Origin of the sequence: Peribacillus sp. RS7, assembly GCF_041956845.1 — a bacterium.
In the GTDB taxonomy this organism is placed as follows: Bacteria; Bacillota; Bacilli; order Bacillales; family DSM-1321; genus Peribacillus.
On record NZ_CP168135.1, the window covers coordinates 950633 to 976374 of the forward strand.

26 protein-coding genes and 1 riboswitch are annotated in these 25742 nt (G+C 38.0%); of the genes, 10 read left to right on the forward strand and 16 right to left on the reverse strand.

Annotated features, from left to right (window positions below; all coding sequences use genetic code 11):
* Positions 1-427 precede the first annotated feature (427 nt).
* Positions 428-589, forward strand: coding sequence for a hypothetical protein (locus tag ACDZ29_RS04900; RefSeq protein WP_289326326.1), 162 nt, complete (start codon positions 428-430; stop codon positions 587-589).
* Positions 586-753 carry a hypothetical protein gene (locus tag ACDZ29_RS04905; RefSeq protein WP_289326327.1) on the forward strand — a complete coding sequence of 56 codons (168 nt, stop codon included), beginning with the start codon at positions 586-588 and terminating at the stop codon, positions 751-753. The genes ACDZ29_RS04900 and ACDZ29_RS04905 overlap by 4 nt, the downstream gene beginning before the upstream one ends.
* Positions 754-1009: 256 nt before the next feature.
* Here the strand turns inward: ACDZ29_RS04905 and ACDZ29_RS04910 are convergent, their stop codons facing one another.
* On the reverse strand, positions 1010-2209 hold the full coding sequence (locus ACDZ29_RS04910; RefSeq protein ID WP_289326328.1) for a phosphoglycerate dehydrogenase: 1200 nt from the start codon (positions 2207-2209) through the stop codon (positions 1010-1012).
* Between the two features lie 138 nt (positions 2210-2347).
* Positions 2348-2426, reverse strand: a riboswitch (ZMP/ZTP riboswitch).
* Between the two features lie 300 nt (positions 2427-2726).
* On the opposite strand from ACDZ29_RS04910, the gene ACDZ29_RS04915 reads away from it, so the two are divergent.
* Positions 2727-3242, forward strand: coding sequence for a GNAT family N-acetyltransferase (locus tag ACDZ29_RS04915; RefSeq protein WP_375090145.1), 516 nt, complete (start codon positions 2727-2729; stop codon positions 3240-3242).
* Positions 3243-3311: 69 nt separating this feature from the next.
* Here the strand turns inward: ACDZ29_RS04915 and ACDZ29_RS04920 are convergent, their stop codons facing one another.
* From ACDZ29_RS04920 to ACDZ29_RS04945, 6 genes are all read right to left on the reverse strand, one after another.
* A complete protein-coding gene (locus tag ACDZ29_RS04920) occupies positions 3312-3728 on the reverse strand; it encodes a VOC family protein (RefSeq protein ID WP_289334370.1) in 417 nt (138 codons plus the stop codon).
* Between the two features lie 35 nt (positions 3729-3763).
* Positions 3764-3919, reverse strand: a complete 156-nt coding sequence (locus ACDZ29_RS04925; RefSeq protein ID WP_375090147.1) for a hypothetical protein — start codon at positions 3917-3919, stop codon at positions 3764-3766.
* Positions 3920-4080: 161 nt separating this feature from the next.
* Positions 4081-4572, reverse strand: a complete 492-nt coding sequence (locus tag ACDZ29_RS04930) for a PTS glucose transporter subunit IIA (protein WP_370016298.1) — start codon at positions 4570-4572, stop codon at positions 4081-4083.
* A gap of 86 nt (positions 4573-4658) precedes the next feature.
* Positions 4659-5036 carry an iron chaperone gene (locus ACDZ29_RS04935; protein WP_375090148.1) on the reverse strand — a complete coding sequence of 126 codons (378 nt, stop codon included), beginning with the start codon at positions 5034-5036 and terminating at the stop codon, positions 4659-4661.
* A 97-nt stretch (positions 5037-5133) separates the two neighbouring features.
* Complete coding sequence (locus ACDZ29_RS04940) at positions 5134-5778, reverse strand: Type 1 glutamine amidotransferase-like domain-containing protein (RefSeq protein WP_370016300.1); 645 nt, start codon at positions 5776-5778, stop codon at positions 5134-5136.
* 49 nt (positions 5779-5827) lie between these two features.
* Entirely contained in the window at positions 5828-6472 is a 645-nt protein-coding gene (locus tag ACDZ29_RS04945) for an alpha/beta hydrolase (protein WP_375090149.1), read from the reverse strand.
* A gap of 216 nt (positions 6473-6688) precedes the next feature.
* Here ACDZ29_RS04945 and blaOXA point away from each other — a divergent pair, with 216 nt between their 5' ends.
* The 6 genes from blaOXA to ACDZ29_RS04975 all read left to right on the forward strand — a co-directional run bounded on the left by blaOXA (position 6689) and on the right by ACDZ29_RS04975 (position 15540).
* On the forward strand, positions 6689-7480 hold the full coding sequence (gene blaOXA / locus ACDZ29_RS04950) for a class D beta-lactamase (protein WP_375090151.1): 792 nt from the start codon (positions 6689-6691) through the stop codon (positions 7478-7480).
* A 399-nt stretch (positions 7481-7879) separates the two neighbouring features.
* Positions 7880-9640, forward strand: coding sequence for a sensor histidine kinase (locus ACDZ29_RS04955; protein WP_289326335.1), 1761 nt, complete (start codon positions 7880-7882; stop codon positions 9638-9640).
* A 61-nt stretch (positions 9641-9701) separates the two neighbouring features.
* A complete protein-coding gene (locus tag ACDZ29_RS04960) occupies positions 9702-10874 on the forward strand; it encodes a response regulator (protein WP_375090152.1) in 1173 nt (390 codons plus the stop codon).
* Between the two features lie 38 nt (positions 10875-10912).
* A complete protein-coding gene (locus ACDZ29_RS04965) occupies positions 10913-12193 on the forward strand; it encodes an ABC transporter substrate-binding protein (protein ID WP_375090154.1) in 1281 nt (426 codons plus the stop codon).
* A 233-nt stretch (positions 12194-12426) separates the two neighbouring features.
* Complete coding sequence (locus ACDZ29_RS04970; protein WP_375090155.1) at positions 12427-13893, forward strand: glycoside hydrolase family 68 protein; 1467 nt, start codon at positions 12427-12429, stop codon at positions 13891-13893.
* A gap of 132 nt (positions 13894-14025) precedes the next feature.
* Positions 14026-15540 (forward strand): glycoside hydrolase family 32 protein, encoded by a 1515-nt coding sequence (locus ACDZ29_RS04975; protein WP_375090156.1) that lies wholly within the window; start codon positions 14026-14028, stop codon positions 15538-15540.
* Between the two features lie 333 nt (positions 15541-15873).
* Here the strand turns inward: ACDZ29_RS04975 and ACDZ29_RS04980 are convergent, their stop codons facing one another.
* The 9 genes from ACDZ29_RS04980 to ACDZ29_RS05020 form a co-directional block, all read right to left on the reverse strand.
* Positions 15874-17631, reverse strand: a complete 1758-nt coding sequence (locus tag ACDZ29_RS04980) for a SulP family inorganic anion transporter (RefSeq protein WP_375090158.1) — start codon at positions 17629-17631, stop codon at positions 15874-15876.
* 16 nt (positions 17632-17647) lie between these two features.
* Positions 17648-18241, reverse strand: a complete 594-nt coding sequence (locus tag ACDZ29_RS04985; RefSeq protein WP_375090160.1) for a beta-class carbonic anhydrase — start codon at positions 18239-18241, stop codon at positions 17648-17650.
* A gap of 375 nt (positions 18242-18616) precedes the next feature.
* Positions 18617-19372, reverse strand: coding sequence for a PepSY domain-containing protein (locus ACDZ29_RS04990; protein WP_375090162.1), 756 nt, complete (start codon positions 19370-19372; stop codon positions 18617-18619).
* 106 nt (positions 19373-19478) lie between these two features.
* Complete coding sequence (locus ACDZ29_RS04995) at positions 19479-20822, reverse strand: sensor histidine kinase (RefSeq protein WP_375090163.1); 1344 nt, start codon at positions 20820-20822, stop codon at positions 19479-19481.
* Positions 20819-21520 (reverse strand): response regulator transcription factor, encoded by a 702-nt coding sequence (locus ACDZ29_RS05000; RefSeq protein WP_214750939.1) that lies wholly within the window; start codon positions 21518-21520, stop codon positions 20819-20821. Before ACDZ29_RS05000 ends, ACDZ29_RS04995 begins: the two co-directional genes overlap by 4 nt.
* A 160-nt stretch (positions 21521-21680) precedes the next feature.
* Entirely contained in the window at positions 21681-22562 is an 882-nt protein-coding gene (locus ACDZ29_RS05005) for a PhzF family phenazine biosynthesis protein (RefSeq protein ID WP_375090165.1), read from the reverse strand.
* A gap of 155 nt (positions 22563-22717) precedes the next feature.
* Positions 22718-23212 (reverse strand): hypothetical protein, encoded by a 495-nt coding sequence (locus ACDZ29_RS05010; protein WP_289326345.1) that lies wholly within the window; start codon positions 23210-23212, stop codon positions 22718-22720.
* 28 nt (positions 23213-23240) lie between these two features.
* Complete coding sequence (locus ACDZ29_RS05015) at positions 23241-23591, reverse strand: DUF4181 domain-containing protein (protein ID WP_375090167.1); 351 nt, start codon at positions 23589-23591, stop codon at positions 23241-23243.
* A 195-nt stretch (positions 23592-23786) separates the two neighbouring features.
* Complete coding sequence (locus tag ACDZ29_RS05020) at positions 23787-24017, reverse strand: DUF3953 domain-containing protein (RefSeq protein ID WP_289326347.1); 231 nt, start codon at positions 24015-24017, stop codon at positions 23787-23789.
* 254 nt (positions 24018-24271) lie between these two features.
* Here ACDZ29_RS05020 and ACDZ29_RS05025 point away from each other — a divergent pair, with 254 nt between their 5' ends.
* Positions 24272-25675 carry an NCS1 family transporter gene (locus ACDZ29_RS05025; RefSeq protein ID WP_375090168.1) on the forward strand — a complete coding sequence of 468 codons (1404 nt, stop codon included), beginning with the start codon at positions 24272-24274 and terminating at the stop codon, positions 25673-25675.
* The last annotated feature ends 67 nt before the right edge of the window (positions 25676-25742 follow it).

Below are 25742 nucleotides of genomic sequence, written 5' to 3' on the forward strand. Positions count from 1 at the left end.
GTGTGAATCGTCTCTGTATTTCCTAGGGACGATTCTTTCCTATAGCAAATTACCAAAAGCCTTATTGAACTGACAGGTTGGTTGAGAATTTAGGGATTACTTTTCTGATACCTCATCTTTTCAAATGTTTCCCATCATGATATTACATTTTGATGTAATCCTGATGCCCACATAGGATGGCAAAAAATAAACCCTTTCCCAAACGGAAAATGCGATGAGATGAAGTGAACGGATGCAAGGAGGCACACCAATGACTATCTAACTATGCAGATTAATATTTGAGATAGTGATTTTGGTAGATAACTTTTGAATCCATTAACTCAAAATGAGTACAGATGGAATATTGATTGACAGCATTTTCCCTGTACTTCATACTATTGTAATAACGTAACTGACAGAATATTTGGTAAATTAGGAGGAGGACACTATGAAACCAGCAGTAATGACAATGGATTTACAATTATTAGCAGATGTTCTTAGGGAAAATAATTGTACAAGTTTAATAAATGCAATTGCAGAAAAGGATTTTCAAGTGGCTCAAATGCTTGATGTATTAATATTTGAGGATAAATGGGAGGATGACATGTGACTAAGCTCAGAATCCTTTTAACCATTCCAATTTTGCTATATGGAATTTTCATATTTGTTGTCATTCAAAATGATAAGAATATTCCACTTTATTTGCATCTTCTATTCGCAATCTACTTGATGTTGTTTGTACATTATGAAGAAGAAACGGAAGTGAAACCATGACAGATTTTTAATCTTGGAGAAGTTCGATCTTAATCAATTCGTGATGGAAGAAGTTTTGACTTCTACAGACTGTATCGAGCTGCACGGCATAACCCGTGCCAGGCTGAGTTCGTTCTCAACACGTGAGTCACTTTAATATGATCACCACAATAAGTGGCTTTTTTTGTTCAAAAACATTAACAAAGCCTAAAAAAAAGCCCCAACTCCTTAAAGGAATTGAGGCTTTCACTATTTATCATCTATCTTCCGGTACCAATTAGATAATACGAGTTGTGACGATACCTTCGATTTGTTTGATTTTTGCTTCCAAACCAGGAATGATATCGCCGTTTACTTCACCCTCAATGTCGATGATCGTATACGCATATCCCCCACGGCTTCTGTTAACCATGTCAGCGATGTTCAAATTAAAGCCAGATACAGCCAGTGTGATTTGCCCAACCATGTTAGGAACGTTTTCGTGGAAAGTTGCCACACGACGATTTCCTGTATAAGGAATGGCAGTATTCGGGAAATTCACAGAGTTCTTGATGTTCCCTGTTTCTAAAAAGGTCTTCAACTGACGAGCTGCCATGATGGCACAGTTTTCCTCTGATTCTAGTGTAGAGGCACCAAGATGCGGAATTGGAACGACATTTTTCATTTTCAACACATTTTCATTCGGGAAGTCTGTGATGAACCTGCCAACTTTCCCGCTCTCAAGTGCCGCTTCCATATCCGCTTCATTCACTAGCTCGCCGCGTGAGAAGTTCAAGATATGTACGCCAGGCTTCATGATGCCAAATGTTTCTTGGTTAAACATTCCTTTAGTGTCATCAGTTAATGGAACGTGTACTGTAATGTAATCAGATTCTGCAAACAATTGTTCAATTGTCATGGCGCGTTGTACATTGCGGGACAAGTTCCAAGCTGTATCAACAGAGATGAACGGGTCAAACCCAATGACATCCATGTCCAAATCCAGGGCATCATTCGCTACAAGTGCACCGATCGCTCCTAAACCGATTACGCCAAGAGTTTTCCCCTTGATTTCTTTACCAACGAATTGTTTCTTTCCTGCTTCTACAAGCTTTGGAATTTGTTCTCCTTCGCCTTCCAGCGTCTTTGTCCAGGCCACACCGGCAAACAGGTTACGAGATGAAGCCATTAATGACGTTAGCACCATTTCTTTTACAGCGTTTGCGTTAGCTCCAGGTGTATTGAAAACGACGATTCCTTGCTCTGTGCATTTGTCGACCGGAATATTATTGACTCCTGCCCCTGCCCTTGCAATTGCTTTTAACTGATCGCCGAATTCCATAGTATGCATGTTAAAGCTGCGAAGTACGATCGCATCAGGGTTTTCACTGTCATTGTCGACTTTGAAATCGCCTTTGTTGAATACATTTAGCCCGCTTTCGGCAATATTATTTAACGCTTTGATCGTTTTGACTTTTTCTAAAAGTACTGTGCTCATTTTGTTTGCTCCTCTTTGGTTATGATAGTTTTGAAGTTTCAAAATATTGACAAGATTTTGAATCCGTGAAAATCTGCATTCTCTAAACCTTTACTATCCTCTGTAAATACACAGAAAGAGGCAAGGGATAAAATCCCTTACCTCTGCCCAGGCGAACGGCTACGACACTATGTGTTCCCTCACGGTTATCCGTGTTTCGCCAGTTGCACATAGTCTTTTCATTTATTTTATTTTATCAAATTATTCAGCAATCTTCAATATCATTTTAAAGATTTATCTCTTTTTTTGAAGAAGTCACATCTCACCAGAACTTTATCGACGAAATCTATCGTTTTATCTCCGAAATTAGGAATATATCGACGAAATTAATTATTGGCTATTACTCGTTGGAAAAAGGCACTGTTGAAAGTGGCTGTTGATATTCTTGGACTATTCCGGACAGCTTTGTTGTAAAATGGATAATATTAGTAAAATAAAGAAAGTATAGCAAACTAAAAGATAATTAGGGGGAATTAATATGTTAGTAAGAGAGGCAACGCTTGCTGATGCTGAAGGTATAGCAATAGTCCATGTGGATTGCTGGAGAACCACTTATGAAAATATAATACCAAGTGATTTTCTAGATAATCTGTCTTATGAGAAAAGGAAAGATTTATGGATAAAGAATATATCCAGTGATGGGAATCATATTTATGTAGCAGAGAATAACGAGGGAAAAATAGTAGGATTTATAGCTGGTGGTAAAAGGGAAACAAATAAAGTTGAGGATTCGGGTGATTTAACTGCAATATATATCCTCGAAAATTTTCAAAGAATGGGAATAGGAAAGAAACTTATCAAAGAGTTATTTTTTAAATTTGAAGAACTTGGATTCAAGACCATTCTCGTTGAGGTGCTTGAAGATAATAAATCTCGTTACTTCTATGAGGCATTTGGTGCTGAATTGCTTAAAACCGAAAAAATCAAAATCGCTGGCGCTGAAATAAATCTATTGGTTTATGAATGGAAGGATATTAGCCCGGTATTGTTATGAATAAACCTACGACACCGAACTTCAAAAAAAGACACAATCCTAAGTGAAGGATTGTGTCTTTCATTTGATTTAATTTTGATTAAATCCGCTTTCGTCCATGTAGAACACTTCCCAAGAATGACCGTCGATATCCTTAAAGCTCCAACCGTACATGAAACCATGATCAATTGCTTCATTAAAAGGCTTTCCGCCAGCATCCAGTGCCCTATTCACGACCTCATCCACTTCTTCCTTACTTTTAACCGATAGGGCTACGATTGCTTCCGTAGTTGTTGCTGGATCCGGGATATCCTTCTTGGTAAACGTTTTAAAGTAATCTTCCACCAATAACATGACATATATGGATTCACTGATAACCATGCACGTTGCATTTTCATTGGTCATTTGCTCGTTAAATTCAAAGCCGACCTTTGTGAAAAATTCCATTGAGGCATCCAAATCTTTAACAGGCAAGTTTACAAAGATCTTTTCTGCTTGAACTCCCATCAAATTCACCCTCGCTTGATTTATTTTATGTTCATTCACCTACTATTCGCTGCACTTCCCGATAATCCTGCTTGCAGCAAAAAAGGAGAGCTCACCGTGCCTCCCTCCCTATTAGGTATGCATAATAAAACCCATTCAACGCCGAACGTCGCTTTCACTGCAAGTGCATGCCTGATCAGTTCCAATCTCAACTATCCCGCTCCACAATGCCGCTGTGCAGGCTTCGTAAAGCAGAAAGGTCGCTTTCAATAATTTTCATGCTTCATTAGAACATAAGCATCCGTGAGGCTAATGATTCCGTTTGCTAAACTTGTAGACATGTAGAATCGCGTCTAATAAAGGACCTTTATTTTCACTTCAAATAAACACTCATAATCTGTGTTTCCTTAATATTTGCTTGTGTACTATCTGTTTTTTCTATTTTTTCAACCAGGTCGCCATTCGTGACAACAATCGGAGTTACGATGCTTGGAGCTTTGGATTTTAGAAATTCAATATCAAATGTAACAAGCTTGTCCCCTGCTTTTACCCTTTGCCCTTCTGTGACATGGACTTCGAACCCCTCGCCTTTCAGGTTCACTGTTTCTAATCCAATATGAATTAACAATTCTAAGCCATGCTTCGTGCGAAGGCCCAAAGCATGTTTAGTATGAAAAACCTGGATCACTTCTGCATCAATAGGAGAAACAACGAGCCCCTCCTCAGGAAGAATCGCTATTCCGTCCCCCATCATCTTACCGGAAAATACCGGATCCGGAACATCTTCAATATTTATTACTTGTCCATTTATAGGAGCAAGTAGTTGTTCCACTTTTTCTTTGTTACCGAATAATTTTTTAAACATAATATTCCTGCCTTTCTCTTTCCAGTTGATTTTAAGCTTCTTACAGCTTACATTTAGTGTTTAGTAAATTCTGATAATAGTCGAGATTATTTTTTCTTTTTCAATTTACCTTCTGCTTTCTTCTTATTCTCTTCCACTCTAAATGTAACCATCTTGGTTATTAATTCATAAGGAATTGGCTTGTTAAGTGGAAACTGAACGGCTCCTTTTGAACATTTATATTCAGATAAAGCATGTTCAAAAGCAGAAATCGCGTTTGGAGTTGGATAGAATCCAATATGTTTTTTATAGGCAGCGAAATGCACCAGATTTCCGTTTAAAGCAAAAGTAGGCATTTGATAACTGATCTTTTCTTCTGCAGCCGGTGCTGAATCTTTTATGACTTTTCTTAACGTTTTCAGTATCTCCTGAACTTCTTCGGGAAATTGCATAATGTATTCATCAATTGATTGAATTTCCTCCATGTTTAACTCCTTTCATAATCTAAACGATCACTGCCCACTATTATACCCTATCCTTTTCCGTTACCCTTAAGAAGAAGTGCTCCAAACACAACCCGATTCAAGAATCACTTTCCTTCTTTTGTTTATTTTTTTTAGTGTCACTAAAGTGAAAAATGTTCTTAATCGATGTTAACCCCTCATCATTCCAAAATAGGGCCCCTCCATTTGGGATGGCATATATATCCCTCTCCTTTGATAGAGGAATGAGTTCTTCATCCACAGAATCTTCATAATGGACTTCGACACTAAAGTCCACCAATCCAAGTCCTCTCAGTATTTGGGTTTCAGGATAATCCTCGTCTTTCGTTATAAGGCAATCCTTACAAAAGGCCAGCGCACCTGCACTAACACCGATCATTAAACCTTTGAATTCCTTTACCGTTTGTATCAAACCTTTATTGACCATACATTCCATTAATATTTCGGGTCTTCCTCCAGTGAAGTAAAGTACATCTTGAACTGATATATTTGCTTTCATTTCTTCATTGCCAAGTTCATCATTAAGAAGCTGAATATTCTCTACACCTATATCGTTGAATGATTTTTTAGCAGATTGAAACCATCCATCCCGTTTTGCATGTTCTGTAGCGAACGGAATGATCAAAACCCTGCTTTCAGGTTCAACATAAGTGGCTATCCGCTTCATGACCTCATCAAGTTCCCCTGTTAAAGGATTTCCTCCCCCAATAAAACAAAGATTCATATTTTTATCTCCTTCGTTCGTTATTTCCCGCTACCCTAACTTAAATGAGTTATATCTTTAAGAACTCTTCCATTCTTTTCATTACACCTTCTAGCATGGTAATCGACCTTGAAGTATTCAAAGGTTCACTATCCAAAGAATGATTAGCATAGGGAACTTTATCCATACTTATATTCGTTTTTGTTTCAATCATTTGAATTTTACCTGGAATATAATGATGATCTTTTTCTCCTATTATTATATGTACTGAATGGTGGCTGCTTAATAACCCTTCAAAAATCGAATCGAACTTCAATAGTGGCGTAAGCAAAATCATTTTGGAATTCATAAACCGCTCACTTTTCATAATTCCGTTGATGATTGGTATGGTACCAAGTGATTTGCCCAAAAACACAGTTTCTTGATATTCATGATTTTGAAGAACTTCAGTTATGACGGGATTAATATCATTAACTATCACTTTTTTGATATCTACCAACGGATGCTTGAATATATCCTGGTCGTAAGAGTAATGAATATGCACGACATCATACTGAGTTTGAAGCATGATCATTGTCGAATAATAAAATAGCGGCTTCTCATACGTGTAACCCGCACCAGAAAACATAAAACAAACGGCTGGGCTTCCATTTTCAATATGCGTGTATGTAATTTCTTTTTCATTACTATTTATTTTTCCTTGGTTAACCTTCATGATAGATTCCTCCCATTGAATCCATTCTATCGTTTGCTCTATATATTCATTAGCTACCCGCTGCATTCCTCCTTGATTGATACATCTAGATAGAATCCAAGAATAAGGTTTCGTTTTTCATCGGGAATAGGTATACTTTAGCTGTCAACCTATTTTTTGGAAGTTATTCTGTATTTCTGATGATCGATCAATCCATGCCTTAAAGGAGAGTGTGTAATGAAAATCAAAGCGTTATGTTTCATTCTTGTCCTGCTAGTCACTGGTTCCATGGGCTCGATTCATGCAAGTGCAAACGATCAAAAGGTGAAAGAACTGGATATCGGGGAGTCTTTCGATGGTGCGGAAGGCACGATGGTTCTCCAAAACTTAAAAAATGATAAAGTATTCATCTATAACAAACAGAGAAGTAAAGTACGCTACACTCCAGAATCGACATTCAAAGTGGCGAATGCATTAATCGGCTTACAGACAAAAGCGGTAAGCGATGAATATGAAGTGAAGCGCTGGGATGGCGTAATCAGGGAATTTGAAGATTGGAACAGGGATCATACGCTGGCTTCAGCCATGAGACATTCAGTGATCTGGTATTATCAAGCACTGGCCCACGATATCGGGGCGGAAAACATGCAGCAATATGTGAAACTAATCGATTACGGCAATCATGATATCTCCGGTGGAATCGATCAGTTCTGGCTGGACAGCAGCATAAAGATTTCTGCCCGGGAACAAGTCCGATTCATCGAAAACCTTGTAGAGGAAAAACTGCCTATCGATAAGCAGCATATGAGAACCGTTAAGAGAATCATGATCAATGAAGAAGCAGACTCATATGTCCTCCATGGAAAAACCGGTACACGCCTTTCCGATATGGGATTGGGCTGGTATGTGGGTTACATCGAAACGGACAAAGGCAAATGGGCTTTCGCCACCAACTTGGATGGCAGCGGAAGCAAAGCCAAAACGATTACACTGGATACCCTGAAAGAGTTGGAAATCATAAAAGAATAATAGTTCACGCATGCTCTTAATTCGGGCATGCGTTTTTACTTTATGAAACTTCACCTGAATTGTCAGCAAACACATTCAAAACTCTTCTAGACAAGCTACTATAGTCGTAATCATTTATACTCTTCCTTCCTCCAATTTTGAAAAATGAGAAATTATGAATTTCCCGTTTTTTTATATCGAATAGTTTTTTGTTCCATGTTCTCAATGGGCATCACGTGTTTATGCCTTGTTGACGATACGTGTTTATTTGATATAGTTTTAAAATAGTATTCAAGACTGACTAAATAAAGCAAAAAAACTGCATCATAATAAAATGGAGCTAAGGATTATTTGTTTGTAACGTTTATATAAACTCTGCATGAAATAAATAATGGGCCTTTAGCGAAAGGGGCACCTTCTGTGAAAACCATTCAAAGTCGCTTATTGTTAATGTTACTTCTTTTTATCATCTTACCGTATTTTCTATCAGTGTTTCTGATTTACAGCTATACAAAAAATAGTGTGGAGAGACATGAGCTTGAAAATAGCCAAGAACAACTTCAGAATAACGCTGAAGAACTGGAGCAATACTTTGATGACATGATTAATCTTCCCTATCTATTATATCGAAATCCCGATTTATTCCGGATTTTCAAGAATGGTTTTGAAGACTCGATATACTTTAACCCAATTGCGATGGAAAAAAGTATAGAAACCTTTTATCTGATGCGAAACGAAATCCGTCAAGTACGGTTTTATATTGATAAGGATCAAGAATCGTTTACAGTTTATAATGCGACGGTCAGTGCCCGGAAACCTCAACCCGATTTATTAAATGAGGAGCCGATAAAACACTTTTATAGCTCTGACTCTAATTACATGATTGAGCCGCCACATCAAATTCAAAATTACAATGACACAGCAATCATTCCCCAGTCGGACGACACGATGGTGATGACTTTTCACCATAAAATAGTCGATGTGCCTTCAAACGAATATCTCGGAATAATTACAATTGATATAGATTTGGATGCCTATGCCCGTATATGTAACAGCCTTATTCAAAAGGATGAAGAATCTGTAATACTTATGGATTCACATAACAATGTCATGTATGCAAATGATCGGTCCCTTATAGGAAAATCAATTACTCCTGAATTTAAAAAGCAGATTACGGGTGAAGATATTATCTTAACCAAAACATTATCAGGAACTCTAAATCATTGGAAATTAGTTAAGATAACCCCTAATCATGTATTATTCGATGATGTCCGGAAGACTGCCTATACAAATATAATTGTTGGACTAATAGTCGGCTTGTTAGGGCTATTAATGATTGGTATTATTTCATACAGAATCACTCGTCCCATTAAACTTCTTAGCAAGAAAGTGAGAACAATAAAAGGTGGAAATATGGATGTCCCCTTTGATGATGGAAGAAAAGACGAAATTGGTGAGCTGGAAAAACATATGAAGGATATGATGAACCGAATCAATCTACACATTGAAAGAGAATATAAACTCGAAATAGAAAATAGAAAAAACCAATTCAGAGCATTAAAATCTCAGGTTAATCCGCATTTCTTATTTAATTCGTTACAATCTATTGGTGCAGTTGCCCTAAGATCTAATTCTCCAAGAGTTTACCATTTATTGACGTCACTATCTAAAATGATGCGCTACTCCATTAAGGCAAACCAATGGGTGTTGGTTCGAGATGAAATGAATTATATAGAAGCATACCTAAACCTTCAAATGGAGCGTTTTGGAAACAATGTGAACTATTCTATTAAAATAAGCGAGACGATCCTTGATATGACGATTCCAAGTATGATTCTTCAGCCCCTCGTTGAAAACTTTTTTAAACACAGTTATGAAGAAGGTTTCTATCAGGCTCATTTAACTATTCATGGAGAAATACAAGGAGAATTTTTACACCTCATCGTTGAAAATTCGGGTCCTAGTTTGACTCAGGCGGAGCTTCGAATATTAAGAGAAAATATATACGCGTCCCCACATGAAAGCACATATTCACATAATCATATCGGTCTGAAAAATATTTATGACCGTTTAGTTCTAAATTATGGATCAAAAGCAGGCCTGGAAGTGGATACGTATCAAGGACAAGGATTTTCCGTTAAGATAGTGATTCCACTAGAATTTCCGCTTGCTAATGAATAGATTGCTTCGTAGCTATTCAAAAACGGACACTTTAACTCATTCATATAAGGAGATGAAATCTGTGAAAGCTTTAATTGTCGATGATGAGTTCAATGTACGTGACGTAATACGCCATTTGGGGCAGTGGGAAAAATACGGTATCACCCAACTATTAGAAGCAAGTAATGGCGATGATGCAAAAAGAATGATAGAGAAGGAAAGTCCGGAAATCATCTTTACAGACGTGAAAATGCCTGGAATGAGCGGTATGGAACTAATCGAGTGGCTAGATTCCATTTCTTATCCTGGTAAAGTGATATTAATTTCGGGTTTTGACGACTATTCATTTATGCGTAAAGCAATTCAGTTTAGCAGCTTCGATTATTTGTTAAAACCGATTGAAGCTGATGCATTTAACAAAACACTGGAAGAAGCCGTTAAATCATGGGCGAATGAAGAGGAAGTTCGTGCTAATGAAGATACCGGTGTATATGAAGATGTTAAAAGGTATCGGGGTAATCAAATAGTTACTGCCGCTTGTATGGGGGAAAACTTCGACAAAAACGATATTGAGTCATATCTTCCAAAAGCAGACGGATACAATCTTACATTAATTTCCTTTTATCAAATGCACCATCCTGCCCCCTACATTCAGTTACTCGCTGACGAACTTGTTGAGCGGAAAATCGGAAATGTATTTGCGCTTCAGAATGATCATAATCTTTGTCTAGTGATCACCATACCTGACCATTGGTTATCCGTTGAAGAATGGATCAGTCATCAATTTGATATTCCTGTTCGCCTTGTTTGTGGCGAGCCCTTGGAATCATTGGGGGATATCCACAATTCCTTTAAGTCATTACAAAAAGCAATGAAAAATCAAAACTTCAGATCCATCCACCGTTTGGATGACTTGGATGTTGCACGTCGCATAGAGGACATCGTTTCATATGTTGAAAAATATTACATGGAAGAATTGAGTTTAGAAAAACTATCGAATGTATTCTTCTTAAGTCGCGAACATATCTCAAGAAAGTTCAAACAAAAAACCGGAATGCTCCTGTCCAAATACGTCACTAAACTTAGAACTGACCAAGCAAAACGCTGGTTAAGAGAAACCGAAAAAAGCATTTACTCCATCTCTTTAATGCTCGGCTATCAGGATGAGAAATACTTTTCAAAACTATTCAAAAAAGTGGTTGGCATGACACCATTCGAGTACCGAAACGGTGAAAAGAATGCAGATCAGAAGTAAATAATTCACCTTAATTAGAAAATTGCAGGGGTGACATGATGAAAAAAGAGATACTAAACATATTTTTAATCGGAATATTGAGCCTATCACTTTGTGCATGTCAAACAAAGACCGAGAGCGGAACAAAAAAACCGGAAATTTCAGAGCGAAAAATCACTTTGAATGTAAGGAATCCGAAAGTTGAAATTTCTACGCGGTTCGAACAAATGGTGATTGCTTATGAAAAAGAAAATCCAAATGTAGATATAAAGGTTCACACGGTTGGCGGGGCTATGGATAACCTTGCTGATTTGAAAGCAAAAATGGCCACTGGCAATGGTCCTGATATTTTCACAAACAGCGGATACGAAAATGCCAAACAGTGGAGTGAATATTTAGAGGATCTTTCTGACCAACCCTGGGTTGAACATGCATATGAAGATGCATTAACCCCTATGAAATTCGATGGGAAAATTCATGGGATGCCGATTAATCTGGAAGGGTACGGATTCATCTATAATAAGGATATATTTAATAAGGAAGGAATCGATGAATTACCCAAAACGCTGACTGAATTAATAGCAGTGGCTGAAAAATTGCAAAAAGCAGGAGTTACTCCTTTTGCAACTGGATATTATGAAGAGTGGAAATTGGGTGACCACTTAATGAATGTTGGTTTTACAGAGCAAGAAGATCCACCGGCTTTTATAAAAGGCCTAAATGATGGAACTGAAAAAATATATAATAATCAAAAATTCAATGATCTAATCAATTTGTTGGATGTAACATTAAAGTATGGAAACAATAACCCGCTAACAACCGATTACAACATGGAAGTGAATCTATTCACTTCAGAAAATGCTGCGATTATCCAACAAGGAAACTGGATACAGCCGATGATCGATCAACAATCACCGAATATGAACATCGGATTTATGCCAATACCAATAAATGATCAACCTAAGAAGGAAGCCTTGATGGTCGGCGTACCGAATTATTGGGTTGTAAACAAACAAACCACACCAGAAAAGAAAAAAGAAGCGAAGAGATTTTTAAATTGGATGGTTTCTTCCGAACAAGGCAAAATGTTTTTGACAGAACGCTTTAAATTCATACCTGCTTTCACTAACATTGAAGCTGACAATTTAGGACCTCTTGCTGATGAAACGATTCAGTATTATAAAGAAGGAAAAACATTACACTCAAACTGGTATGATTTCCCTGTCGGAATAAGAGAAGAATTTGGGGCTGCCATGCAACTATATGTAGGAAACAAGCTTAGTCGTGGTCAATTACTGCATGAGTTTCAGAGGTCATGGGAAAGGGCTTCCAACGAATAAAATAGGACTTCTGTACACTTCTTGCCTCCTTTGTTGGGGCATTTTTTTGTACGGCGAAAACTACGATATCAATATAAGACTAAATTCTAATCAATATATGACATATCCATAGAATTAAGACTAACCTATAATTTTATTAGTACTTCAAACAGGCGGGACTGTTACTCCCAAAAAGTAATCGTTCCACTAGACTTTATTTTTATATACTAATAAACATTCTAGGAGGAAGGCATATGAACCTTAACAGGCTTGCCAAACAAGCAACAGTAATAACACTTAGTACAGTTATCTTATTAGGAGGCAGTCGCTCAGAAACTTTCGCGGCACCAAAAGACCCATTAGATCACAATGAAAAGTATGGCACTTCACAAATCACTCGTTACGACATGCAAAAAATGATTAATCAACAAGGCGATGCAAAGTTTACAGTTCCCAAGTTTGATGAATCAACAATAAAAAACATTCCCTCAGCAAAAAAGTATGACAAATCAGGAAATTTAATTGATATGGATGTATGGGATACCTGGCCATTACAAAACGCTGATGGTACAGTGGCAGAATATAAGGGCTATCATATCGTATTCGGATTGGCTGGAGACCCTCAAAATGGTAGTGACACGTTCATTTACTTGTTCTACAAAAAAGTTGGAGAAACATCCATTGATGCTTGGAAAAATGCTGGCAGAGTATTTGATGATAATGATAAAAATGTTCCAAATGATCCTTATTTAAAAAATCAAGCAGAAGAGTGGTCCGGTTCTGCAACCTTCACGTCTGATGGAGAAGTTCGCTTATTCTATACAAATCGCGGACAGTTTTCACCAGATTCCAAGCAATACGGTAAACAAACATTAACAACGGCTCAAGTAAACTTATCTGAGTCAGGTGCTGGTACATTGCAAGTGGATGGCGTAGAAGATTTCAAGTCCATCTATGAAGGCGGAGACAGCAAGTTTTATCAATCACATGATAAGGCTTTCGCTGATGAAAATTTTAGTGATAATCATACATTCAGAGATCCTCACTATATTGAAGATAAGGGTCGTAAATACCTTGTTTTTGAAGCGAATACTGGGACTGAATATGGTTACCAAGGAGAAGAATCCCTTTACAACAGGGCTTACTATGGCAACAGCAATAAATTCTTCCAAGCTGAAAAGGATAAACTTCTGCAAAGCTCTAAAAAAGGTTTAGCTGAATTAGCAAATGGTGCAATTGGCATCATTGAAATAAACGATGATTATACATTAAAAAACGAAATGAAACCCCTGATTGTTTCGAATACAGTAACAGATGAAATTGAACGTCCTAACATATTTAAAAAGGACGGAAAATGGTATTTATTCACAAGTACAAGAGGATCAAAAATGACCATTGATGGAATTGATGATAAAGATATTTACATGTTAGGCTACGTGGCAAATTCTTTAACTGGCCCATACAAACCGTTAAATAAAACCGGAATTGTCTTACATCAAGATCTTGATCCTTATGATATTACTTGGACATACGCTCACTATGCTATCCCACAACCGGAAAGCGATAATGTAGTTATCACAAGTTACATGACAAATAGAGGTTATTTTAAAGACCATAAATCTACCTTTGCCCCAAGTTTTTCACTTAACATTAAAGGGCCAAATACAGCTGTGATAGAAGATAGTATTCAGGAACAGGGTCAACTAACGAATAACCAATAATTTAATGTTCATCCTAATTTTTACAAAATAAATCAAAAAAGAAAATGTCTATAAAATTGGCATTTTCTTTTTTTGATTAGCGTGGTGATTTACTTGGACAAAATAGTTTTTACTAAGAAAGGTTTTAAGTCGTTGGCTCTATTAATACTTGGATTATTCATTGCAGGATTATTAGTCTTTTTAGTCAAATCAACTTTACCAGTTAAGCATAAAGAGGAATCGTATCAAGCTAACTACCATTTCACTGTACCTGACAAGTGGAAAAACGATCCTCAGAAGCCGATTTTCATAGATGGTGAGTACCATTACTTTTACCTCTATAATGGGGATTATCCGGATGGAAATGGAACAGAATGGCGTCATTCAACCTCAAAGGACTTGGTGCATTGGAGCGATCAAGGGATAGCCATTCCGAAATATACCAATGATAATGGAGATCCATGGTCGGGATCAGTCGTTGTAGACAAGGAAAATACGGCAGGCTTTGGAAAAGATGCTCTTGTGGCAATTGTTACGCAGCCCTCCAAGGATGGCGGTAAACAGGAACAATTTCTATGGTATAGTACGGACAACGGTAAAACATTTACCTCCTACAGTGATGATCCTATCATCTCAAATCCAGGAACAAAAGATTTTAGAGATCCAAAAATCATCTGGGATGACAGTGATCATAAATGGATTATGGTCATGGCTGAGGGAACAAAAATAGGTTTTTATAAGTCTGACAACCTAAAAGATTGGCAGTATATGAGCGGTTTTGTCACGAAAAACATAGGTATTGTAGAGTGCCCGGACCTTTATTTGTTACGGGCGGATGATGGGACTCTAAAATGGGTACTTGGTGTCAGTGCTAATGGGCAATCGAATGGTAAACCAAACACATACGCCTATTGGACTGGAAGCTTTGATGGAATGGAATTCTTCCCAGATTACAATGAACCGCAATGGTTGGATTATGGATTCGATTGGTATGGTGGAGTTACATTTGAAGATGGGACAGAAAGCGATAAATACAACAAACGGTATGCTCTCGCTTGGATGAATAATTGGGCCTATGCCGATAATACTCCGACCCTGAAAGAGGGCTTTAATGGAATGGATTCCATCGTTCGCCAAATCGGGCTAAAACATGCGGGCAACAACCAATATTATTTATCTTCACAACCTATCGAAGCATTGAAAGAATTGACGAGTTCAACGGATTCCTATGAACAAATTGAAGTGAATGGTTCCAAAACACTAGATGTAAAAGGTGATGTATATCAATTGGAGACGGATATCAATTGGTCAGACCTAAACAATGTAGGCTTAAGGCTTCGAGAATCAGCAGATCGAACACGCCACATTGACGTAGGAATTTTTGTAGAAGAAAACTACTCTTATGTCAATCGAAATTTCACCGAACACCCTGACGAAAGTAATCAATATATTAAAAGCATTGCTCCATATGATGCTAGCAAGAAACATGTTCACTTAAAGATCCTCATTGATAAAACAAGTATTGAGGTGTTTGTGGATGATGGAAAGATTGCACATTCAAATTTAATATTCCCTGAATTTGATGATAAAGGAATATCCCTCTTCTCAGAGGGAGGCAAAGCGGTCTTTCATAATATTAAGATCAAACACCTCGGTTCGATTAATTGAACATCATTTATGAATGGCGATACTATGAGGGTATACATCGACCACAATTCACCATGTCTTCCCTACTCTTCAATAAGGAGTAATAACGAAAAGCCGGATTCAACAAGTATTGAAATCCGGCTTTTCGCTATGGCTGAGAGGCTTCTGTCCCTCCCTCTCCATTGTGTCTTCATGAATCTATTTGTATTTGAGTTACTTCTACTTGTAACCTTCCTGACTACTACCGTATTCATTTATAGCCATGGTGAATCAAGAAGATAGTTGATTAGAAAAAAGGGCATCTGCCAAAAGCAGATGCCTTAATTTTCGTGGATTGATCTTTCCTGATAAGGGTCATGTTAACCCTATCTCCCGTTTTCTTTTCTGTTTTAATACCGCAGGCTTTGGAACCTGCTGGGAGAGTACCGTACATTCATCAAAAGCAAATTGTTTACACCCTTTACAACGGTTCTCATCCAGTTTGGATAAAGCTTCATTAATGGCATCACCCGTATTGGAAAAGAACTGTTCTTCACCAACCAGTTTAATAAAACCGGTTTTTTCGAGCATTTCTTTAGGTTCCTGTTGAATCCCGGAAATCAACACTTGTAGTTTGTGGGACTTGAATTGCTTCACAATGTCGGTGAGAAGTGCTTCTCCCGAAGTATCAATGAATGACACATTGCTCATTCTTAATAGGAGGATTTTTGGTTTAGAACGCATCATTTCCTCGATTTCTTCTTGCAACCTTTCGATTGAACCAAAGAATAAAGGTCCTTCTATCGTATAAATGTTTATCTGCGGGCAGCTTGAACCTTGTTGCACCATTTCCGGTTTAACTAGTTTATCAGCTGGATCTGGTAAAACCTTTGTTAATTTCAGTGTACCGCTCATTAGTTTAACAAAAGATAGAATAGCTAATAGTAAACCGATCCCAACACCTGTTGTCAGGTCAATCAAAACCGTTAACAAGAAGGTGACGATCAATACGACCGAATCCATGGTTTTTGCTTTTAAGATATGCGAAAATTCTTGGCGTTCGCTCATGTTCCATGCGACAAACATAAGAACGGGAGCCATGCTTGCCAAAGGAATGGCAGAAGCATAAGGAGCTAAACTGACTAACACCAGCAATACCACCAACCCATGTATCACACCTGATATGGGGGAAACTGCACCGTTTTTAATATTCGTTGCGGTACGGGCGATGGCACCTGTAGCCGGAATGCCTCCAAATAATGGCGTAATCATATTGGTCAATCCTTGCCCCATCAGCTCTTTATTGCTGTTATGTTTACTGTTGGTCATGCCGTCTGCCACTACAGCGGATAATAGTGATTCAATTCCTCCAAGCATGGCAATGACCAAAGCAGCCGGAAGGAGTTCAATCACTAGGCTGCCAGTGATATGGGGGAACTGAAAATGGGGCAATGCATTAGGGATGGCGCCATAAGCCGATCCAATGGTCGCTACCTGATCAGGAAAGAAAAAGGTGGCGACTAGAGTTGATACAATCAATCCCAGCAAGGCTCCAGGGATTTTCGGTAAATATTTTGGAGTTAATATGACGAGAGTTAAACTTATAAAAGCCACCAGTACACTGTAGATATTAACTGTATTGAAGTTCAATAAGATTTCTTTCATGTTTAAAAGAAAGGCTTCTTCTTTTTTTAAGTTACTGAGTCCAAAGAAATTGGCAATCTGGCCAGAAAAGATAATCACAGCAATTCCAGCAGTAAATCCGATGGTAACTGGACGCGGAATGAACTTGATGAATCTCCCCAGTTTGAACACACCTAAAAGAAAAATCATGATACCTGCCAAGAAACCGGCGATTAACAGTTTTTCATATCCATACTGCATGACCACTCCCAACAAGATCGGGACAAAGGCTCCAGTCGGGCCTGCAATTTGATATCTCGATCCGCCTAAAAGGGAGACCATGATTCCAGCTATTATTGATGTGTACAGTCCGTATTCTGGTCTTACCCCTGAAGCAATGGCAAAAGCCATCGCTAAAGGAATTGCTACAATCCCAACTACCACACCGGCAACCAGGTCTTTCTGAAAATGGCCAAAGTTGTATCCTTCAAGCCTGCTAGAACCCATCATTTTATCGCCCCTTCTTTTATTGAATATGTATTTCATCCTTGTTGACAACGTTGCTATATCCATCTATGATTCGATCCAATTTACCGGTTTCGGGATGGATGACCATACCGTGAACGGCAATGGAATCCGGTAATAAGGGATGGTTTTTGATCAAACGGACACTATTTGTAACACTCTCCTCCACGCATTGAAAACCTGACAGCCATTTTGTTAAATCAATACCAGAGTTTGTTAGGATATCAATATGCTCCTGACTGACTTTCTTCTGCTTTGCGGCATCAAGAAGTGAAGAGGATTGAAGCCCCACCATACCGCATCCGTGATGTCCGATCACGCATACTTCCTCCGCTTTCAGCTCATAAATAGCGACAAGGATACTGCGCATAATACTGCCAAAGGGGTGAGAAACAATAGCTCCTGCGTTTTTAATGATTTTCGCATCTCCATTTTTTAAACCCAACGCCTTTGGAAGCAATTCCAATAGACGGGTATCCATACACGTTATAATGACGATCTTTTTATCTGGATACTTTGTCGTTTGAAACTCTGTATATTTGTTTTGATCGACAAACATCTTGTTATAATCCAAAATACTCGAAATGATTGACATTCATCATTCTCCTTTCCGTTGCAATTCTTTGTTAAATTGTTATAGAAGGTAAGGTTCTAAAAAAGGGTATGTACAATGATCCAGATGCCTTTCATCCAATGATCTTATTTGGCTTCGTTTTACATGGATGAAACCTTCTTTTAAGCTAATTCCATGTTAAAGTTATTAAATTAGAGTTAAATGATAGAAGGATTAGAAAATGGTGAGAATTATTACAATTTCTTCTCTTTTGTTTTGCATTTCCCTTACTCAACAAAAAAGGGTGATACCCATTAGACATCTAATTGGTATCACCCTTTTTTATTTTAGCGGAAAGAAAAATTGAAATGTGATGGGAAACATCTCTTAGTTTTTCTCAGTTTTGAGCAAACTGTTTTATTTAGAGTCATCATTATCATCCACATCAGCATCATCATCTTCCCATGTAACTGTTTTTACCTCTTTTGTGTAACCGTCCACTTGGACAACTGCGTCACGATCATCTTCCAATTCAACTTCGACCAAATAATAGGGTGTCTGATTCGGGGGTTGATAAAATTCTGTATCATCACCTGTTCCTTTAACATGTTTTTCGGCAATCGCAATTGCTTCGTTTTCTGTAATGATACTATCTGCTACCTTTTTTGAGTCAATAATAGTTCCTGTATATGGGTCGAGTATTAATGTGGTTTTTTCATTATTCTTATTTACAACTGCTTTATAATAGGAGTTGTCTTTTTCCTGCACAAAATCAATTTGTTCCAGATCACCTTTTGCGGAAATACGTTCCTTTATTTCTTTTTGAGTTAGTTGCTTTTGAGGTGTTTTTTTCGTCGTTTCTTCAGTTGCATGATCTGAAGTTTCTTCAGCTAACCTCTTCCTTTTTATGGAATTAACTTCCCCAATTTCTGCATCCAGCCTAATTTGATATACCCCAGTTTCAAGCTGCATTTCAATCTGATATTCTTCACCATCATTTTTCGTTGTCTTAATAATGGTTCCAGGATATTTATCCTTTGCTATCTGGTTCACTTCTTCTATAGTCAAGTTTTCCGCGGATAATGATGGAGCCCACCATTGAAAACCGACAAATGAAAGCAGACCAAACACGACAATTAACCCAACTGGTACCAGCCATCTTCTACTCTTCATCGTATCACCCATCCAACTTCATTCTGGCTTAATTAAATCTTGGTAAAATGAGAACTCGATAAGAATTCACCCATTCTTTTATTTAAATCTCTTTCAGTAAAGGGACTTAAGTAAATAAAAGAGTGACGATTGTTCCCTTGCCTTCGAGACTATCCATTTCAATCCGTACGTCAATTGCCTCAGCAATTTCCTTTGCCATGGAAAGCCCTAATCCTGATCCGCCTTGCTTTCGGCTTCTTGCTTCATCTACACGATAAAAGCGATCGAACACTTTTGGCAATTCAGCCTTCGGGATTCCGTCCCCTCTGTCTTCGATGCGGATATATGCTTCATTACCCGTTTTTCCTATGTAGACTGAGATATGCTCGTCACTATACTTTCTTGCATTGTCCAAAAAAATGAACAAAAGCTGTTTTAACTTTTGAACGTCCGTTAATGCTTCAATTGCATCGCTGCTAAGAATCTCCACTGTTCGATCGTACGCATTTTTATACACTTTTGCTAAATCTGCCATGATATCAGTCAGATTTACGTTTTCCTTCACTATATTCCATTTTTCCTGATGCTTTGCAAGCAGGAGCAATTGCTCTGTCATCTCTCTCATTCTAATGGCCTCAGAATGAATGGCCTCTATTGATTCATCAAACAAATCAGGACGCTTTAAACCCCTTCTTTGCAAAAGACTCGCATAGCTTTCGATGACAGTTAGCGGTGTTTTTAATTCATGTGAAGCATTTGATACGAATTGTTCCTGTTTCTCGAAGTTAGCCTGTAACAAATCAATCATGTGATTAAAGGTTTTCCCCATTTCCACAAGTTCATCTTTTGAATTTTCTTCTAGGCTGAGTCGCTTAAATTGGCCACTTGTTTGAATCTCTTTCATCGTTTCAATCATCGAGCGAATCGGACGAGCAATGAAATTACTGAGAATACTGCTTGATATCAGAACAGGAATCATGGCGATGACCGTTACAGCAATTAATACAATGCGAAGAACAGCGAGCATTTCTTCTGTTGCTTGGATGCTTTTGGTGATTTGAAGATTAACTACGCTTCCATCCCCCCAAACGATCGGGTTTGAAACGAACACATACTTTTTCTGATCAAAAGTGATGATCGCGCTCTCCTCACCTGGGTAAAAGCTGCTAGGTCGATTGCATAACTGTTTTTCAGAATTGGATGTAACAACTGTTCCTTGCCTTTGACCCTCTATTACAATACCAACCATGCCATCTATAGGCACATAGGCACGTAGTAGATCATTTGGTGAAATACGATTTACATTTTCACTAACATCAAATGCCATTTTCTCTGTCTCCGCTTTCGCACGATTAAGTTCATTCATCATCACCTGTTTACTGAAAACAAAATAAATGGAAACATTCATCAAAAGCAGCAGGAAAATGAATAACACCGTTGTATATAAATTTATTTTCCTTCGAAGTCTCATTTGGCTTCCTTTATGACGTAGCCAACGCCTCTTACAGTATGAATAAGTGGCGCATCAAAGCCATATTCGAGCTTTTTTCGAACATATCGGATATACACATCCACTACGTTTGTTTCTCCATAGAAATCATACCCCCAGACCGCTTCCAGAATTTGATCCCGGTTTAGCACTTGACGCTTATTCTTCAGTAAATAAAGAAGTAAATCATACTCCTTTGGGGTTAGGTCAATTTCATTTTCGCCTCTGATGACTTCGCGCGTTTTGACATTTAACCTTAAATCAGCAGTATTTAGCCATTCATCGCCGTCATCTTCCATTGAAGGTGCTGCAGTTCGCATTCTTAAAACCGCACGGATTCGAGCAAGCAATTCCTCAATTTGGAAGGGTTTTGTAATGTAGTCATTCGCGCCGAGATCAAGACCAGAAACTTTATCTTCCACCGACCCCTTTGCCGTTAACAGGATGACAGGTGTAAAGGTGTTTTTCGTACGAATTTTACGAAGAAGCTCGATTCCGCTAATGCCTGGAAGCATGACATCCAATAAGATCAAATCCCATTTTCCTGATCCATATACTTCAAGTGCTTCATTCCCGTCCATTGCCTTTCCGATTCGGTAGCCTTCGATTTCAAGCTCTAATTCAAGCAGTCTCAAAATTTTCTCTTCGTCTTCTACGATTAATATTGATTCTTTATTCATATGGAATGCCTCCTTTTGGGGGGATTTTTTTGTGGGACTTTTTATTTTGCGTAAGAAAAATAGAATCACGAGATTAATAGCGAAGCTAAGTTCAATAAGAAAAAGGCTGCCTCAGCAACCTTACTATTTGAAGCAAAGCACCTGTTAGAATGTTAGGTTATTAAAGGAACCATTCACCTTGAGCAATTTTCACTACTTTACCTCCTACATGAACGTTGATTTTCCCGGTATCATACCCTGCTTTTAAAAACAACAAAGAAGGCCTTCCGATTTCGTATCCTTGTTCTACGCGAACGTTTATTTCACTATTTTCAAAATACCGGTATTTAACTAAGTAAGAAGCTAAACATCCATTAGAACTGCCAGTAGCTGCATCTTCGGGGATACCATAAAAATCTGCAAAGTCTCGAACATTTAAATCATTTTTCGAATTATACGTTTCTGGAGAAAAAACCATAATGGCTTTTGCCTCAGTATGTTCAATTAACTCAAATTTTTTTCCTCTATTCACCTTTACTTTTTTAACGGCATCCAATGATTTTAATGGGACAACAATCACTGGTAGTCCAGTCGAAACTTCCTGAATGGGAAATCTATCATCTATGTTTTCTTTATGTATATTTAAAACTTCAGAAATTTTATTTTCATCTAAAATCCGGCCGAAAGTTGGTTCATTTTGTTTCATCCATATAAGTTCTTCCTGATTATTGAATGATACTGTTATCTGATCACCTTTAAAGTTTAAAATAATGTTTTCCAATGGTTCATCCAATACTTCGTTTTGAATGATGTATGCAGTTCCTAAAGTCGGATGGCCAGCAAAAGGAACCTCTTCATTAGGTGTGAAAATCCGGACATCATAACCGCCATCAATTTTTGAATCAGACAAGATAAAGGTAGTTTCTGAAAAATTAATTTCTTTGGCTATTTGTTGCATTTCATTATCCGGAACATTTCCAGCGTTTTTAAAAACCGCGAGTTGATTTCCTGTATATTTTCCATTTGAAAACACATCAACAATAGAATAATTAATCCTCTCCATAAGACTCCCCCTCATTTACTTGTTAGTTATTTAAACGAATGTCCCAATTATTGCATTTAAATTTTTAAAATTACAGTCGCTATTTGCCCAGTTAGCTCCATAAAAAAAAGAGCTGCCTGAGCAACTCTCATGTTAAAAGCCCTATATCTATTCCACTAAAAATAATTTGGGATTTCATAGGATATGGAGTCCATATCCTTTTCATTCGAATAATACATACAAATACTATCCTCATATTTTTGCTTAGTGGAAGTGAGTTCAATAAAGTTCAATTTTTTATAAAATGCCGTTCCAATATCGCTATATAGGAAAAAATCAGTACAATTCATCCTCTGCTCTAAATCGTTTATCACTTTCTGGATCAATAGCGATGCATATCCTTTGCTCCTCAAATGCATCGGGGTGGCAATTGAACCGATCCCTCTGACAATCAAGGCTTCCGAGGGATTTAATTCATATACAATCAAGGAACTTAATAGCTCTTTTGTAGCCGTTTCTTCTAAAACATGCCATTTACCTTTTTTATATTTACTGGAATTCCGACACATCGTTATATATTCGTTAGCTGCCATTTTGTCTCCCCAAACATCATGGCCCATCATATACACAGCTTCCATATCCCCGCTTGTTGCTTCTCTCATTATTTTCAAATTATCCGCTCCTTATGTACCATCCAACCTATATAAAATAATCCACATTATACATAATCACTAAGGCTAACAGAAGCTGAACTATTGTAATGACATGTTCTTTTGCGTTTTTCAAGTACTTCCATTCCAAGAACAACTGAAAACCAGTTAATACAATTAAAAAGGATATCAGATACACCTTCATGACATATGGGTCCTCTGTAACAAAGGGGATAGTACATAAATAAATGGATGCAATGATGGCTCTTCCCCACCGATCCACTTTCTTACCAGGGGTATCGGCTATCTTTTTCTTATCTACACCAAACCATTTCCTTAAAAATTTATCTATGAAGAGAGAAAAACTAATAAAAATAATGAAGATCCACACAATTCCCACTAAAACTACATCCCTTCCACCAACCATTTTATCTATATTTTACCATAATTAGATATGGTCTTATCAACCGAATCAGCCATTTAAGCACATAAGAAAAAGAGCTGCAAGAGCCCCCCTTGTTTTGTTATGAACTTCAAATCTATATCCCAATGATGAACAAAGACCCCCATTAAGATCTTTAGGTAAAAACTAATTCTATATTAAGAAACTCAGAATGACGGTAAAGAGAACTAATAGCGAGACAACAAGACACATATACCCCACGAATCCTTTACGATCCTTTTGAAGTTCGGTAATTCCAATCACCAGCATCATTAACCCCAGGAAAAACATGCTGTATGGTAACAACTTATCATTCCCGGTAATTAGCTGTGTAGCTGATAAAGCAAAAACAATGATTCCTAAGATGATTCTAGCTATATTCAAGAATATTCCCCCTTTAATCCAATCCACCAACTATATCCTAATTATACCATTTTGTGAAAGGTGAGCTTTCAGACAGAGGGTCTTTTTTATATATTCACCGAAATAATTTTAGTTAAAAAGCACAAAATAATATCTGAAATTTCACACTTCTTCTAATGATTCCTAAATCCAAATCTTATATACTTTATTTATGTTAGCTTTTATTACATTATGCGGTATGTCATATAACACTACGAATGGGAGTTGAGTGTAAATTGTCTACATATCTAGAAAGTCATGCTTTGGAAGAAACGGAGTTCAACCATACTGCGGATTTGGATGAATCTCTGAAGCCTAAAACAAAAGAAGATAGGACGGTTGGCCCGATATCCTATATATTCATGTGGATTGGAGACGGCGTCAATTTAGGGAATATGACACTAGGGGCCAGCTTGGTTGTAGCGGGAACCGCAACGTTGAACATCATTCAGACGTTTGCTGCAGCTGCCATCGCCATCGCCATCATTTCCATAATTTTCGCTTTAAATGATAGGATCGGATACAGGACCGGACTTCCCTATGTTGTTCAGCTCAGAATGTCCTTCGGGATGAAAGGCTCCATCATATCATCACTTTTGCGCGGAATTCCGGCCATCATCTGGTACGGTTTTCAAAGTTGGATCGGTGGTACTGCCTTAAACGAAATCGTGAAGATCATGACGGGTGGCGCTTTTGATAATGCCGTCATTTGCTTTGTCGCGATTCAACTGGTGCAAATTGCGCTTTCGCTGTACGGCTTCCATGCCATCAAATGGGTGGAAATGCTTGCATCCATCGTTATCATGCTAGCGCTTGTCTATGTATTTGGTATTCTCCTTACATCCCATAGCAAGGTCATCGCGGAAAAATGGGTGCATGCCCAAGGATCATGGGGCTTGCCGTTCTTTGCTTTCATCATGATGTTTTTGGGGAATTATGCGGCTATCTTTTTGAGCGCAGGGGACTATTCAAGAGAGCTTAAGTCTGGCATCAGTGATGCAAAACGAGGTTTTTTGTACTTTTCGCCCATTTTAATAGCCTATGGATTCGTACTGACAATCGGTGTAATGCTTGCTACCGCTACCGGCATATCCAATCCCGTTAAGGCGTTTGCAATAGTGGTGGACAATCCTTATATCACTGTAGGCGTTTCTGCATTTATCGTAATAGGTGCGATTGCCGTAAATATGGTCGCCAACATTATTCCGCCAACCTATGTCATTACTTTACTTACAAAGTTGAAATATAAGATTGCCGTTATCATAACCGGACTTCTTGCCTTTTGCTCATTCCCTTGGGTGCTTGTACAGGATTCTTCGGCGAAGGGGCTCGGTATGTTCATACTGATTTATTCCGCTTTTTTAGGCCCGATCGTTTCGATTTTATTAGTCGAATATTATATATTAAGAAAGCAAAAAATGAATGTTGCCGATTTATACAGAGAAGACGGACCATTTGCAGGATATAATCCATGCGCACTGCTCGCCATGCTTATCGGCGCCGGTGCCGCCTTTATAAAAGTGGAGCTTGCCTGGATCATCGGTGTTGTTGTGGCAGGCATTGCCTATATTATTCTGATGAAGTTCGCCTTTAAGGATTCAAGATTCAAAAAAGGTACGATATTCGAGAATGAATGTTAATTTGTAGACGCAATCAACATTCATATGACAGCCCAAAAAGGGATACTGCTCAAAATGGTAGTATCCC

Excerpts from the sequence above, each read along its gene's own strand:
- ACDZ29_RS04915 (WP_375090145.1), top strand. The coding sequence starts at position 2,727 with ATGTTAGTAAGAGAGGCAACGCTTGCTGATGCTGAAGGTATAGCAATA.
- ACDZ29_RS05000 (WP_214750939.1), bottom strand. The coding sequence starts at position 21,520 with ATGAATAAAGAATCAATATTAATCGTAGAAGACGAAGAGAAAATTTTG.
- ACDZ29_RS04990 (WP_375090162.1), bottom strand. The coding sequence starts at position 19,372 with ATGAAGAGTAGAAGATGGCTGGTACCAGTTGGGTTAATTGTCGTGTTT.
- ACDZ29_RS04910 (WP_289326328.1), bottom strand. The coding sequence starts at position 2,209 with ATGAGCACAGTACTTTTAGAAAAAGTCAAAACGATCAAAGCGTTAAAT.
- ACDZ29_RS04935 (WP_375090148.1), bottom strand. The coding sequence starts at position 5,036 with ATGGAGGAAATTCAATCAATTGATGAATACATTATGCAATTTCCCGAA.
- ACDZ29_RS04930 (WP_370016298.1), bottom strand. The coding sequence starts at position 4,572 with ATGTTTAAAAAATTATTCGGTAACAAAGAAAAAGTGGAACAACTACTT.
- ACDZ29_RS04985 (WP_375090160.1), bottom strand. The coding sequence starts at position 18,241 with ATGTCAATCATTTCGAGTATTTTGGATTATAACAAGATGTTTGTCGAT.
- blaOXA (WP_375090151.1), top strand. The coding sequence starts at position 6,689 with ATGAAAATCAAAGCGTTATGTTTCATTCTTGTCCTGCTAGTCACTGGT.
- ACDZ29_RS04945 (WP_375090149.1), bottom strand. The coding sequence starts at position 6,472 with ATGAAGGTTAACCAAGGAAAAATAAATAGTAATGAAAAAGAAATTACA.
- ACDZ29_RS04970 (WP_375090155.1), top strand. The coding sequence starts at position 12,427 with ATGAACCTTAACAGGCTTGCCAAACAAGCAACAGTAATAACACTTAGT.
- ACDZ29_RS05005 (WP_375090165.1), bottom strand. The coding sequence starts at position 22,562 with ATGGAGAGGATTAATTATTCTATTGTTGATGTGTTTTCAAATGGAAAA.
- ACDZ29_RS04900 (WP_289326326.1), top strand. The coding sequence starts at position 428 with ATGAAACCAGCAGTAATGACAATGGATTTACAATTATTAGCAGATGTT.
- ACDZ29_RS04920 (WP_289334370.1), bottom strand. The coding sequence starts at position 3,728 with ATGGGAGTTCAAGCAGAAAAGATCTTTGTAAACTTGCCTGTTAAAGAT.
- ACDZ29_RS04980 (WP_375090158.1), bottom strand. The coding sequence starts at position 17,631 with ATGATGGGTTCTAGCAGGCTTGAAGGATACAACTTTGGCCATTTTCAG.
- ACDZ29_RS04965 (WP_375090154.1), top strand. The coding sequence starts at position 10,913 with ATGAAAAAAGAGATACTAAACATATTTTTAATCGGAATATTGAGCCTA.
- ACDZ29_RS04940 (WP_370016300.1), bottom strand. The coding sequence starts at position 5,778 with ATGAATCTTTGTTTTATTGGGGGAGGAAATCCTTTAACAGGGGAACTT.
- ACDZ29_RS04995 (WP_375090163.1), bottom strand. The coding sequence starts at position 20,822 with ATGAGACTTCGAAGGAAAATAAATTTATATACAACGGTGTTATTCATT.